The sequence below is a fragment of the Peribacillus sp. FSL K6-5616 genome, from assembly GCF_038008245.1.
Lineage (GTDB): Bacteria > Bacillota > Bacilli > Bacillales > DSM-1321 > Peribacillus > Peribacillus frigoritolerans.
Genome location: NZ_JBBOYT010000001.1, coordinates 4,223,472 through 4,236,317 on the forward strand (window position 1 = coordinate 4,223,472; position 12,846 = coordinate 4,236,317).

At 34.2% G+C, this 12,846-nt stretch carries 19 protein-coding genes; 2 read left to right on the plus strand and 17 right to left on the minus strand.

Translation table 11 applies throughout. The features are described 5' to 3' along the window. Nucleotides 1-322: 322 nt before the first annotated feature. The 5 genes from MHB45_RS20465 to MHB45_RS20485 all read right to left on the minus strand — a co-directional run bounded on the left by MHB45_RS20465 (nt 323) and on the right by MHB45_RS20485 (nt 3,123). The gene (locus tag MHB45_RS20465; protein ID WP_048678348.1) at nt 323-667 is read right to left on the minus strand and encodes a hypothetical protein; all 345 of its coding nucleotides are present in this window, start codon (nt 665-667) and stop codon (nt 323-325) included. A gap of 787 nt (nt 668-1,454) precedes the next feature. Further along, a complete protein-coding gene (locus tag MHB45_RS20470; protein WP_221408526.1) occupies nt 1,455-1,586 on the minus strand; it encodes a DUF6254 family protein in 132 nt (43 codons plus the stop codon). A 67-nt stretch (nt 1,587-1,653) separates the two neighbouring features. Further along, on the minus strand, nt 1,654-1,836 hold the full coding sequence (locus MHB45_RS20475; protein ID WP_034310968.1) for a hypothetical protein: 183 nt from the start codon (nt 1,834-1,836) through the stop codon (nt 1,654-1,656). Nucleotides 1,837-2,126: 290 nt separating this feature from the next. Then, a complete protein-coding gene (locus tag MHB45_RS20480; RefSeq protein ID WP_048678342.1) occupies nt 2,127-2,645 on the minus strand; it encodes a GNAT family N-acetyltransferase in 519 nt (172 codons plus the stop codon). 25 nt (nt 2,646-2,670) lie between these two features. After that, entirely contained in the window at nt 2,671-3,123 is a 453-nt protein-coding gene (locus MHB45_RS20485) for a MarR family winged helix-turn-helix transcriptional regulator (protein WP_127777915.1), read from the minus strand. Between the two features lie 108 nt (nt 3,124-3,231). On the opposite strand from MHB45_RS20485, the gene MHB45_RS20490 reads away from it, so the two are divergent. Further along, nucleotides 3,232-3,876 carry a YczE/YyaS/YitT family protein gene (locus tag MHB45_RS20490; protein ID WP_048678430.1) on the plus strand — a complete coding sequence of 215 codons (645 nt, stop codon included), beginning with the start codon at nt 3,232-3,234 and terminating at the stop codon, nt 3,874-3,876. Between the two features lie 137 nt (nt 3,877-4,013). Here MHB45_RS20490 and MHB45_RS20495 read toward each other — a convergent pair whose 3' ends face one another. From MHB45_RS20495 to MHB45_RS20515, 5 genes are all read right to left on the minus strand, one after another. Continuing rightward, nucleotides 4,014-4,505: a DUF6584 family protein gene (locus MHB45_RS20495; protein ID WP_048678336.1), complete on the minus strand. Its 492-nt coding sequence runs from the start codon at nt 4,503-4,505 to the stop codon at nt 4,014-4,016. A gap of 361 nt (nt 4,506-4,866) precedes the next feature. After that, nucleotides 4,867-5,244 (minus strand): hypothetical protein, encoded by a 378-nt coding sequence (locus tag MHB45_RS20500; RefSeq protein ID WP_048678333.1) that lies wholly within the window; start codon nt 5,242-5,244, stop codon nt 4,867-4,869. Nucleotides 5,245-5,423: 179 nt separating this feature from the next. Continuing rightward, nucleotides 5,424-5,873: a hypothetical protein gene (locus MHB45_RS20505; RefSeq protein WP_072273637.1), complete on the minus strand. Its 450-nt coding sequence runs from the start codon at nt 5,871-5,873 to the stop codon at nt 5,424-5,426. Nucleotides 5,874-5,939: 66 nt separating this feature from the next. After that, entirely contained in the window at nt 5,940-6,614 is a 675-nt protein-coding gene (locus tag MHB45_RS20510) for a VOC family protein (RefSeq protein WP_072273638.1), read from the minus strand. A 598-nt stretch (nt 6,615-7,212) separates the two neighbouring features. After that, entirely contained in the window at nt 7,213-7,596 is a 384-nt protein-coding gene (locus MHB45_RS20515; protein ID WP_048687882.1) for a nuclear transport factor 2 family protein, read from the minus strand. A 228-nt stretch (nt 7,597-7,824) separates the two neighbouring features. On the opposite strand from MHB45_RS20515, the gene MHB45_RS20520 reads away from it, so the two are divergent. After that, the gene (locus tag MHB45_RS20520; protein ID WP_176702876.1) at nt 7,825-7,983 is read left to right on the plus strand and encodes a hypothetical protein; all 159 of its coding nucleotides are present in this window, start codon (nt 7,825-7,827) and stop codon (nt 7,981-7,983) included. Nucleotides 7,984-8,154: 171 nt separating this feature from the next. Here MHB45_RS20520 and MHB45_RS20525 read toward each other — a convergent pair whose 3' ends face one another. From MHB45_RS20525 to MHB45_RS20555, 7 genes are all read right to left on the minus strand, one after another. Then, the gene (locus MHB45_RS20525) at nt 8,155-8,436 is read right to left on the minus strand and encodes a hypothetical protein (protein ID WP_048687924.1); all 282 of its coding nucleotides are present in this window, start codon (nt 8,434-8,436) and stop codon (nt 8,155-8,157) included. A 10-nt stretch (nt 8,437-8,446) separates the two neighbouring features. Continuing rightward, complete coding sequence (locus MHB45_RS20530) at nt 8,447-8,836, minus strand: SHOCT-like domain-containing protein (RefSeq protein ID WP_161922167.1); 390 nt, start codon at nt 8,834-8,836, stop codon at nt 8,447-8,449. Between the two features lie 13 nt (nt 8,837-8,849). Beyond that, nucleotides 8,850-9,215, minus strand: coding sequence for a DUF2089 domain-containing protein (locus tag MHB45_RS20535; RefSeq protein ID WP_048687884.1), 366 nt, complete (start codon nt 9,213-9,215; stop codon nt 8,850-8,852). 269 nt (nt 9,216-9,484) lie between these two features. After that, nucleotides 9,485-10,135 (minus strand): class I SAM-dependent methyltransferase, encoded by a 651-nt coding sequence (locus MHB45_RS20540; RefSeq protein ID WP_048687885.1) that lies wholly within the window; start codon nt 10,133-10,135, stop codon nt 9,485-9,487. A 153-nt stretch (nt 10,136-10,288) separates the two neighbouring features. After that, nucleotides 10,289-11,149 carry a transporter substrate-binding domain-containing protein gene (locus tag MHB45_RS20545; RefSeq protein ID WP_072273641.1) on the minus strand — a complete coding sequence of 287 codons (861 nt, stop codon included), beginning with the start codon at nt 11,147-11,149 and terminating at the stop codon, nt 10,289-10,291. A 631-nt stretch (nt 11,150-11,780) separates the two neighbouring features. Further along, nucleotides 11,781-12,275 carry a GNAT family N-acetyltransferase gene (locus tag MHB45_RS20550; protein ID WP_048687891.1) on the minus strand — a complete coding sequence of 165 codons (495 nt, stop codon included), beginning with the start codon at nt 12,273-12,275 and terminating at the stop codon, nt 11,781-11,783. Nucleotides 12,276-12,408: 133 nt separating this feature from the next. Beyond that, on the minus strand, nt 12,409-12,795 hold the full coding sequence (locus MHB45_RS20555; RefSeq protein WP_048687893.1) for a DUF1259 domain-containing protein: 387 nt from the start codon (nt 12,793-12,795) through the stop codon (nt 12,409-12,411). Between the last annotated feature and the right edge of the window lie 51 nt (nt 12,796-12,846).

A 12,846-nucleotide genomic window follows, 5' to 3' on the forward strand; every position in this document is an offset into this window, starting at 1 on the left:
ATTTCAAACCCTGATTAAATAATACCCTTTTTAGAACGATTAGTAAAGAATTATAAATACCCAATAATCCCCAACACATTTGCTGCATACCACAATGTTATCCTATAACTTTCACCTAGGGGTACCGCCAAGCATTTCTTTTCTTCAGGATTGTTTTCTTCCACTGTACAATTAATGGATCAAACTCTTTTACAGATGCACTCATACCAAATAAACAAGAAACAGCAATTAGAAAAAAACAACTGAGCCCTTACTCAACCAAACTGCCCCTTTAGTTGCCAAAAGAAAAAGCTGCCTTAAAGACAGCTCCGTGGAATAAAGGTTAATGATCTTTATTTGCATACATTCTTGCCATTGTCGAAGGTGAAAATTTAATTCTATATTTCCCTTCAAGTTCTTTCTTTATTTTTCCCGTTAAAGTTAATCCTTGTTTATTGTGTTCTTCTTCAAGTTCAATCCCATTAGGAAGCAATTTATCTTCATCCCAATCAATCCATTCACCATACCTATTTACCCATTCAATTAATTCATTTGTTAACGTATTTGAAATTAGAATGTCCTCAATATCCAAGTTACAACCACATTGATTGCACCATATAGGGTCCGCCCCAACATCCCCTTCAACTTTCAACTCATATGTTTCTTTTTGTTCACAAAAACATTCCATATTATTTTCTGGCTCCTCTACTACACGCTTTTTATTATATTTTACATGAATTTTGGTTAAAGTAACCTATCCTATTAGTTCAATAAGAAAAGCGATTCTTATTAAAGAATCGCTGAGTTTGTATACAAATATCATCCAAAAAAATGGAGGGAACCTCATGCCTTTCCCCTTATCCCTTTTCGATCATGTAAAATTTCTTGAATGATTTCAATATGAACAAAAGACCATGATCTTTCATGAAAGTGAAGAAACACACTTATGGAAAGAATGGTAATATATATTATACTGAAGACGACCCAAAGCAAACTCCCATCTTTAAAAAGGAAATCTTGCAATTGATTTGAAAACAGAAGAAAAAGCCAAGGCCCAGAGGATATTATAATAGGAATGATCCCCGATCCGTTTTTCTCTTTTATCATACAATAATAAACTTTTTTTAACGTATCGCTATCAATCGAACTATAAAAATTTTGAATTTCTTCCACTTCAATCAGTTTCTTCATCCCTTTGAAAGATCGGTTTTTGTATGAGGCTTTTTTTAATTGAAGATAAATTTTATGAGCATCTCCCCGTAATGAAAACATATATCTGATCTTCCCCCCTTCCAAAAAACTCCTTACTAAAAGGTTTTGTAATAATCCGCATTTTTATGTAGTCTTTGTCTTTTACAGTATGTACTTAAGGGGATACATACGAATCATTCTAAAAATCCAGCTCGTATATAAAAACCTAAAAAGACCATAATCATCGATGATTATGGCCTTTAGGTAACGAAAAGAGAAGCGTTTTACTTAGTTTCAGATTCATTTTTTCCCGTATCTTCAGCTAATTGTTCAAATGAAGGGACCTTACCATGTGGATTCTGAGATTGTTTACGATCTTTCCATTGGCGTTCTTGTTGTCGCTTGGATTGAGTCATCTAAATAAGCTCCTTTACATAAAGTTAAGTAAAAAGTTTGAAGCACGATAAGCGAACTGAGCAGGCATCAATGCATGCCTTTCCACTCACCTTGATTTTTAGATGCTTTTTCTTTTTTTGCTTTATTTTTATGTGCTTGATTGGCATTTGCACTGCCGAATTCCTTAGAGAATTCAGAATCAGTTTTGCTTGAATCAAACCCTTGTTTGTTTTTTTGATCTGCATCATTTTTCTTTGTTCGTTTTGCCATGTATACCCCTCCTTCTTATCTTTAGTATGAGATCTGAAAGAAGAAATATACTCCGAATAAAACCGGCAGTAGCATGAATCCGTCATGTAATTCGGGTAAATAATAAAGTGAATAATGAGTTCCAATTGGTTTTTAACCGTTCGTGCAGTACCATCCAAAATTATTGAACCTGAGGGTTAAATAATTTTGGGCTATATGTGATTTTTTAAATCTCTTTTCCATCAGTTCTGCCATTTGTTTGAATTTGGATTTCCTTCATTATTTATCAATGATGCACCTTTCAAAATAAGTTATATGAGTGTTTTGGTCATTATAAAGTCCGTTTGTTCTTCATCACCCATATAAAAAGAGTGGGCTCCAGTTTGAACAAACCCAATTTTCTTATAAAAACCAATGGCATTTTCATTTTTTTCCCATACGCCCAGCCAGATTTTCTTTTTATTAGTTTCCATCGCAATGTCCATTGCTTTATTTAACAGATATTTACCAAGCCCATGTTTTTGAAATTTGTTCTTTATATAAATCCGCTCGACTTCAAGTGAATCATCACCCATTTCTTCAGTCTGAGCATCATTGGTATTGACCTTTAAATATCCAGCGACTTCATTATTAAAATAAACAAAAAAGAATTGCGAAGAAATATTGGCTAATTCTTTTTCTATTTGGTTTAAGTTAAACGCCCTTTCCAAATAGGCATTCATATTTTCGGGTGAATTCTGATGCTTAAATGTCTCATTAAATGTTTCATAACTAATTTCTTGGAGAATGCGCGAATTGTCTAGGGTACACTTTTTAATATTTGCAGTCATTTAAATATGCCGCTCCTTTACATAATCAATAATTTCTCTTGTTTCCCTTTTTTACAAATTCCCAGTCTTTTTCTACATTTTTTCTTACTCTTTGAAGAAGATCGGAAATGGTTTCTACTTCTCTTTCCGAAAATCCCTCTAATGCAACGATATTGGAGTAATCATTTTCTCTTTTTATAAAAGGATAAACATTTTTTCCTTTCTCCGTTGGAAAGAGCTTTTTAATTTTTTTGTTGTGTTTATCTTCTTTCTTTTCAATAAAGCCATTGATTTCAAGCTTTTTTATAGCACGAGCTGCTGTTGTTCGATCTACTTTTATCATCTCAGCTAACTTTTCCTGAATGATTCCTGGGTTTTCACATATTCGCACAAGGTACAAATACTGCCCTTTTGTAAGGTCATGTTCTTTAAATTCGATATTGCTTATGGAATCTAATGCCCTTGCTATCATTCCAATTTCACGAAGAATTTCCTTCATAATGAACTCCTCAGCACATATTTTTGTTGCAAATGCAATAAAAATGACCTATATTAAATTTAACGTAATTTTGTTGCGTTTGCAACAAAAAATAAAGGGGGCGGTATAGTGAAATATGTTTTTTATGTATTAGGAATTTTAATATTAACCCTTGGTATTTCTTTCACTATACAATCAGATCTTGGGACTTCACCTTTTGATGCACTTTTGGTGGGACTATCCATAAATGCGGGGCTTACTGTGGGAAGTTGGGAAGTCATAATAGCCTTGATCTTGATATGTTTTAATTCATTTTTAAAAAGGCAAAGACCAGAAGTTTTGGGGTTGTTAACAGCATTTATAACGGGGATCGGGATCGATATGTGGCTTTTTTTATTGCACCATTTGATAACACCTGAACTATGGTACAGCAAAATTATTTGTTTTGGAATCGGCTTAGTTGTTATAGGATTAGGAACGGCAACATATTTACACACAAATTTTGCACCGATTCCAGTTGACCGATTAACATTAATCATACAAGAATTAACGAAAACAAATATATTTTTTTCGAGAACAGTCATTTACCTCGCATTCTTGATAATGGCAATGATTTCAAATGGACCAATTGGCGTTGGAACTTTATTAACCGTTTGTTTAGGCGGGCTGATACTCAATTACTTTATGCCATTTACTGAAAAAGTATTAGACCGCATATTAACACACCCTAGTACATCACCGAATAATGATAAAGATAAAAAACATTCCATATAGAATGATTTTTATCTTTATTGCTCAACTAACCTGCCCCTAAAAAGACTGCCAGCGATGGCAGCCAGATTTTAAAAGTAACGCACCCATTAGGTAAAGAACAAGTACTATAAAACTCTCTTGTAAAGCAAGGTTACCGATTAAAAAATCCAGTTGAAAAAAGCGTAAACTCCGATTAATGCAAAGAGAATTGTTAATATGATTATTGAGATGCAACCCAAACTAACCAAATTATCTTTCAATAGATCGTCAGGTTGTTCCAGCAGACTCTCTTTCACTTTATTTTGTATAGGCGAAATTACCTGATCCAATTCCAGTCTTATTAAAATTTCACTATCACCTTTAAATTTCAGAGCTCGTGCTATTCTGAAAGGATCGTTTCCCATGGATTTTTCGAACAAAATACACGCTTTTACCATCTCTGATGTCTTATTCTTTTCTAAATACCAATAACGACCTGCCATTGAAGGGTATTTCAATGCAAAATAGATGTCCCCCAGCTTTCTGCGCAGTTCTAACTCATTAGGATAGGTCGAAATTAACCCGTGTAGCCTATCCCTTGCTTTCCCTAAATCATTTTTTTCAATGTCTTCTTCTATCTTCTTAATCGTTTTAACAGGTATCTTTTCTATACAAACACCTCATTATCTTTTCTTTATAGTCTTTATTTCTAGATCGTTCAAAATAGTTCCTTCTCCAACAACCTGTCCCTTTAGTTCCATAACACTTATTGTTGAGGTGATATATACTGTGACATAAAAAAGACGGTTTTACCGTCTAATAGATTGCACTAGTTTTCTTAGTAAAAACAAAATTAATATTGCGAAAAGAGAAGATAGAATTAATCCTGGAATATTTAAAGTAGTTAACAAGTTCCCACAGCCCAATCAATATCATTAGCCCAATTTTAGGTATTTTCAATAATCAAGATTCGAATAAGTTAAGCTTAAAAAACGAACCTGCCCCTTAGTTACATAATCCAATCTGCAATTTTTACTCCCATGGATTATCATACTTATTTCTAATTTTATCGACTTTAGTATATTCGCAAATGGTATCCTTGCCTGATGAATGAACTTTCATCGTATTTTTTTCAACTATAATAGTAAAGTTGTCAGAACCTCTACCATAATCAAATTCGTAATCATTGCTCTCAATATGCTTATATGTTCCAGAAGATTGTCCCCCGCCTTGGACTCTTGAATTTTGAATTTCAAAATTATTTTCCCCTTTAAAGGTAAAGGATTTTCGACAAACACTCTTTTCTCCACTCATATTTTTCCATTCCCCTTTCCAAGATGGTGCTTTTTCTTCACCACACGCAGCTAATACTAACGCAGACATTGCTGAGATCATTAACACTTTTTTCATTTTTACACCAACTCCAAAGGACACCTTTATTTCCTGCTACATTTAATACGAACTAAAAAGGTAAAAGTTCCCTTACTAACTAACCTGCCCCTTTCTGCCATAAGAAAAAGCTGCCTATTACCAGTTAATTTCATTCAATAAAAAGAAATTACGTATTGTTGACGTAAATTGTTGTATGGTCAATGTTTTTGATTCTCTTTATTGGATAGGTATTCTGCTACATCTTTTGGAACTTTAAAATTCAAATGTAGTTTCTTGGTTCTAAGTTCAATATAAGGGCTATCTTTATATGTAATAATTGTAGCGATTTGTTTAAGTTCCTTTTTATCTCTATTTGGCTCTCCAAGTTTGACTGTATCTTCTTGGTACATCCTATAAATATACCCTTTAGTTGAATTTGGAGGAGTATCTACAATACGCCATTTATCAACTTCAAGTGTATTAACAAATTCACTTACTTCAACCTGATTGTCTATAACGCTTAAAACCAATTCTGGATTTTCTTCTGACGATACTTCTATCTTTTGGGATTCATCAAGTCCAGGATCTTCTTTCAGATCTTTTTTTTCATTGCTACAACCGAAAAAAAGTACAGAAACAAATATAAATATCATACAAACTTTTTTCATAATTGCCTTTCCCCCTCAAAGAATCAAAACCATACACTCACTAAATAAAGAAAATTTTAACCTGTCTCAAAATATCTGAAATTCATTTTCGGGATTGATGATTATTTTATTGTTATTTATTAATGTAATCTCCAGAGGGAATATGGCAGATGTTTTATCGGAGAATATCCACCTTCTCCCAGGTTGGGCTAATATAATAAATACCCCATTCCTTCTTTCACCCATGAAATTAAGGGATTTTTTACTTATTGTATGATTGTCACGCTCATACACACCAATTTCCTTTAATTTTTCGCTCACACTTATAGTGTCTTCTACAATTAAACCTATTTCACTTATGTTTAAAATGCTTTTAACCGAAAAAGGCTTCATACTAGCTTCAGCGATTTCATATCTAGAAATAAATTCTACTATATTACCAGAAGGATCATAGAAATAAAGAGCATGGGCAGGTAAATGAGTAAAATTAGCTTCATCTACCCCATCTTCAACAAGTAAACTCACTCTTTCTTTTGCCCATGATTTTGCCTCATTAAATTTGTTAGCCGGTATGTTAAAAGCAAAGTGATAATAGGGGTCACCTTTTACTTCTTTTGTTGTAAACTCCATTTCACCTGTACCAACAGCCATTCGAAAGCTATTCTTATCTTCATTAATGAGAGAAAAACCTAACGTTCCAATATAGAAATTTTTCATTTGCATTAAACTTTTAGTCTGTAAAACAACCGATTTAATTTCCATGGATAATAACACCTTCCTTGTATTATTGAGTAAGTCATTTATAAAACGTACTGACATTCTGATTAAATCATAATTATCATTTCGTGTAAATTTATTCTATTTTTACCTTCATATACCAACTTAACTGATTGTTATTTTAATCTCACTTATTGATTGTTTTCAGTCACTCCCCCTTTAGCTGCATAAGAAAAGGAGCTGCTGACAGCTCCTTTTAAGAAGTAAAGCATCTGTTAGTTCATAAAGAAAAGCATTTCTTATTAAAGAATTGCTGAGACTGCAGACAAATTTGAAGAAATCGAGTTTGCCTCCCGTTTTTTTATGGCTTGTACAATTTGCAGCGGATTTCCGCTACAGGCACTCGCTTTCCGCGGGCGGTCAGGGAGCCTTTCCCGCAGGAGTCTCGCACCTTTCTCTCCAATCAACTTTGTTATAGCATTTATATAGAAACCATACCTGATGAGTTGAAGTTGTTAGTTTGGGATCTTCATTTGATGAAAGATATATTTTCCGAATCCCTTTTGTTGAGTACTAACAATATTTTCAAAAGTTATTGAAGCTTGTTCACGCGTTTATTTAGCGTAATTAAGGTTAGATGCACTCAACTATAATCTTCAATTAATGATATTTTCCCTTCATTAAGTCCAAATATGGACTTTCCTTTTAATTGAATCTTATCTCCACTGTTTAATCCGTTAGGCAAATCAACAGCCAGTATTGCTTCATATTCAATTTGCACTTCTGCCTTATCTTCTATAGCGTTATAGTCAATAACCGTCTGACGGCGACGAGAGAAAATCTTTGACGACTTTTCCGCCAGTTCTTTAAACTCTTGTATGCCTCTGGTCTCTGTGTTCATATCGCCATTCGTGAAATTCCTAAACATGATCTCTTTATGAAGGAGTTTAACCATACTTTCAATATCAAACGAATTGTAGGCCATAATATAATTTTCAATGATTTTTTTGCTCTTTTCACTAATCATAATATCCCCTCTCATCTATATAATTTTTTTCATTATATATTCTTTGCGATACATATATTCCCTTCGATTCCCACAAAATAATGCAATCAAGTATACACTTGAGTTTCCGAGAGGTGTTACTGGTTTTAGGTCTATATTTCAAAGGCAATTGGCTTCTAAAATCAATTAGTACTCTTGAACCTTTTTATAAACAATAAGAGTGTTAAACATAAATTGAGGAGGAATTGTATGCAGCAGAATCCACCAGCTAAAGGGAACTCGGGTTCCATTATGAAACCGGAATTTGCCGGAACTGATGCACAAAAAGTAAAACAACAAATTCAAAAAGATGTAAGCGAAGGACAAGGTGCAATGACTTCCCGAGAGGCAGGAGCAATGCGCGATTAAAAAAGCGCCCGGCATGTTATTCAACAATCGGGCGCACCAACATATTCTTAACCCCGTCCTACATTTAGAACGGGGTTATGCTTGTTTAAGCTTTTAAAATTAAAGAACTTTGTGAGAAATTAGGATTTTCCTTCAAAATGCCAGGCAGTGGTCGGCGTATTCTATAATAAATTATAGTCTAACCTTAACCTCAGTACCGTCCTTAGCTCTGACATCCACTAGCACGATCCCTTTATAATTTTTCAGTTCCTTGACGATAGGCTTTAGCCTATTTTTGTCTATTAACGGAAAGGTAAAATCCAGTTTTTTTCTTTCGAAATGCTCTTTTGTCCATTTGTTTACATTTTGCTGAAGAAATTTTGAAGACAAAATGGAAATGACAATATTTAAAATGGCATATGGAACTGGGATGGTAAACCGAACGTCTTTTGCTTTCACTTTTACATGCATCATAAACAAATCACTAATCAATGATGACGGAAACGGTATCCCCGTTTGCCGATTTAATATCAACAATTTGGCCATCTAATTCGTTTTCGATTGCTTCCATGATAAGGCTTATGTCTACATCCTTAACGTATTTTTCGGATTGAGGAATACTCGCTGCGATGCTGTGTCCAGCCATTAATACTACCTTGACCAGTTTTATAGGCAAATTGACCGTGACGTTATCATTTTCGGCTGATACAACACGAATTTTTAATGTTTTATCTAAATATTTAGTCGGTTTTTCCAAAGGCTTTTGACCTGTTTCTTCTTTCTCTTTTAATACTTGAATCAATTCTGATCCCTTATCTGCATCAATCTTTCCTTCTTGAACCATTGTTAACACTCTTGAAATTTCCTCTTTCATGATAAATTCCTCCCTATTCCTCTTTTAAGAGCTTAATGGCTTCTTCTGGTGTGATTTCGCCATTTTCCAACATGGTGACAATTTTTTTCTCGTCTACTTCATTTTTCTTCTTCTGCACATATCCAAGGGATGAAATGATGTCTGTTAGCTTGCCTCGAACCGTGGGATACGAAATTCCCAGTTCCTTTTCAACTTCTTTGATATTCCCTCTGCATGTTAAAAATACTTCCACAAAATGTAGCTGATCCTTTGATAAGGATGCCAGCTTAGATAATTCAAACTCATTTTCGATCGTAGTGTGACAATGAGAGCACTGCAATTTTGTAATTTTCAATGTTTTACTGCAGACAGGACAATCTGTAATTACTTTATAAGCCATAATGGAATGCAATTCCTCCCTTTTAGTTGATTCGATTATATAACAAGGAATTAAAAATATAAATAGTAAAATTAAATTTTTTCAATCATAAAAATCAATAATATTAATTCGTTGTTTAATATTATTGATTCGAGTATTACATTTACCATAATGGTTAAATTAAACAAGTGTAACCCCGTCCAAATTTTGAACGGGGTTACGCTTGTTTTCAAATGATGGCCACTTTTAAGGTATTAACACAGGTGGTGAAATAAAGAATGTTAACCTTTTTAAGACTTTTGTGACATGATTTCTAATGTGCTATGGAAATGAGGTTGACCGTGCGTAATGTCCAAAGAGTAAGACTGAGACAAGCTTATGGTTTTATAATCCGTAAAAAAGCCTTCCAATTCACTTCTTGTAAAATAATGAAGAAACATATTTGAACTTTCCTTGTAAAACGTATGCTCTGCTAACTGTTCATACCTCTCTGGAGCTTTCTTTCTACCTGGTTCTTTATCATCAAAGACATTAATATATACCAACCCATTTTTTTGCAACCCATTTTTCACCTTGTCGATAATATTTTTAATTTCATTATCAGGAAAAAAATTAAGTACATTAGAAAGTATGATTAATGAATATTTATTTGGTTCAATCTCAAAAGAAGTAATATCTTGAATTTTAGCGTCAACATTCAAATTGTGCTCTTTTGAAAGTTCCAAACATCGTTCTACTGCTGTTTCTGAAATATCAATACCCTCAACAACAAATCCTTGTGCAGCGAAAAAAAGGGCGTTTCTTCCTTCTCCAATACCTATGTCTAAAACCTCTCCATTATCCGGAAGCATTCCAACATATTGGGATAAGATACCATTAGGCTTGAAACCCCATAAACTATCAACATTTCTATATTCCTTCTCCCATATATTTTGTTTCATTTTTGTCACCCCCGGTTTGCTTCATCTTTTATCCAAAACTATACTCTTTTTTTAAATTCACTAGCTTTTAATATTATTAAAGCACCTGTTAGCGAAAAAACGCTTCCCTACATGGCAGTATTAAGGATAGTTTTTTGGGAACACCTCTAAATTCTATTCCATCCACTTTTTGTAGAGGGCATCAAATTTCCCTTGGAGCTCCATTTCATCCATCCACATTTCCAAGTAGCTTGCATAAATGAAATCACCTCTTGGGATCATATAACCTTTTTCGCTGTTTGTGAAAGGCTTGTCAGTTTGAGCCGCATACAATCTTGAATCAGCTTTTGCATACAGCATTGCTTCTACTGTGTCAGTGATCATAACATCATACGTACCTTCTGCAACAAGATGAGGGATATCAAGGTTGTTTTCTACAACCGTTACGTTAGCATCGCTAAGATACTGACGGACAAATTCTTCGTTTGTTCCGCCAGGATTTACGCCAATGCGTACAGAAGGCTTGTTGATATCTTCAATGGTAAGATACGTGTCTTTATCTTCCTTGCGAATCAAAGGCACCTTACCGAATGAAAGGTAACCTTGGGATACATAAGCGCTTTTTTGTCTGGCTGTGTTGCGGGTCACACCGCCCACAGCGATATCAAATTTGTCCGCTTGCAGGTCTTTCATCATCGTTGGCCATGTGGTAGCGACAAATTCCACCTCCACACCAAGGTCTTTGCCAAGCTCTTTGGCAGCATCCACGTCAAAGCCTTCATACTCATTTGTTTCCGGGTTCAAATAGGTAAATGGTTTATAGTCCCCCGTCATTCCTACCCGGATGTATCCACGTTTGATAATTTCATCAAGCTGGGAAGACTCCACCTTTTTCAAATGCCCTGGTGCATTTTTAGCTGCCAGTTCAGCCGAGACGTTTTGCGAGGAGATCAGGTCGTGACTGACGTATCCAGTACCTAGCAAGGATAAGCTGATCACTCCAGCCATCAGTGTTTTTTTCCAGTTGTTAAACATGTGATTTCCCTCCGTTTTTTGCTGTATTTTTAATTAATCCATCAATTAGTAAAAATACAACAAAATAAGAGAATCACCTTCAAAAAACAAACATTTTTCCACAATTGATAGAAAAAGGACTACACATATTAGTCATATCTGTGTAGTCCTCATTTAATGGTATCTAGTTATGGCCCATAAAAAATCATAAATAGCATGAGAAATATGTTTAATACTAACAATATCTTACCAAAGATATTTTTTATAGCTAAAACAGAAAATACACAAGAAATCAAGATTGAGAAAATGGCTATTTTTGGTGCAAAGTACACAAGGTCTAAAATGCTTGACATAGAAAAAAACAAAAGAAAAATGCTAATAAATAGAAATATCATTGAAAAAATTAATGCTATCGTGATATAAGTAAAAGTCCTGAGTTTTTTCAGATGTTGTTTCTCATAACTATTATCAACCATTTTTCCCTCCTGATATTAATTTTGTTTAATCCTTAAAATCAACCTTTACCGAATACTATTCTTTAGCTGGTCAATAAATACCTTCTTCCACTAATCTGCCCTGATGGTTGCATAAGAAAAAGCTGCCTTAAAGACAGCTCCGATCTTTAGGAATTGAACTCGTTAGTTGAAAATTTCTAACTAGAAGAGATGTTATATATCATTGTCCAAGATGTTCCTGATGAATCACATTGTTCAAATCCAAGTTTCTTATAAAGTTTTACAGCCTGAGTGTTTTTAGGGTCAACGCTCAAAGATAGTGATGTATAACCATCTCTATAAGCTGTTTCAAATAACTTTTCCATAAGCAGGTTACCTATTCCCTTACCTCTTACTTTATTAATTACTGCTATACCTAGTTCAGGAGTCTTATCATCAACATATCCATAACCTTTTTGATTTTCTGCAAATAGGCGATACCATGCAGCACCAACAGGAAAATTATCCTCAAAAGCAATTATTGCTCTATCACCTTTTCGGCCCCATCCCTCACTATATTTTTTGATATGTGATAAATTTAACAGTTCTTCCTTAGGTGGCTTATTTTCAGGAATATGAATAGCTTCATACATCATATCCGTTAAAAAATCTAAATCATGCTCACTTTGTTCCAAGCTTTTTACATATATCAAAATTAATCACCCCATTTGTTACTAATTCGACATAGAGATTTTATTACCTGTTCTTCAACTAATCTGCCCCGATGGTTGCATAAGAAAAAGCTGCCTTACAGACAGCTCCGTTTTACCATTAGTGGGATATCCATTAGTTCCTTAACGCTTTTCTGACTTTCCTTGCAAAAACTAATGGATCATCAACAGCTTCGATATTAACGTAAACCAAATTCGGATTATCGAATAGCCACTCATTGTGTACAGATGAAACTATTATTCCTTGTTTAAGAATGGAAGCAACAAAATTCTCGACTTCTTTTTGCAAGAGTGCTACCCTGCCTAGGCACAATGCCCGTCCAGTCTGATTATCTCTGGATTCATATGAGAAAGAAGAGGTTACTCTAAAACGTTTTCCTAAAATTTTTACTTTTATTTCATTTCGATTTATGGTTGCCACACATTTGCCACCCGCAAATCCTTCTTGGCCGCCGATAATCCTAGCAAACTTTTGACAAATCAATTCATCATTCGATGCCAATCTATTCATCTCCTCCCTAGTATTAATAGGATATGAACTAATGAATAGATC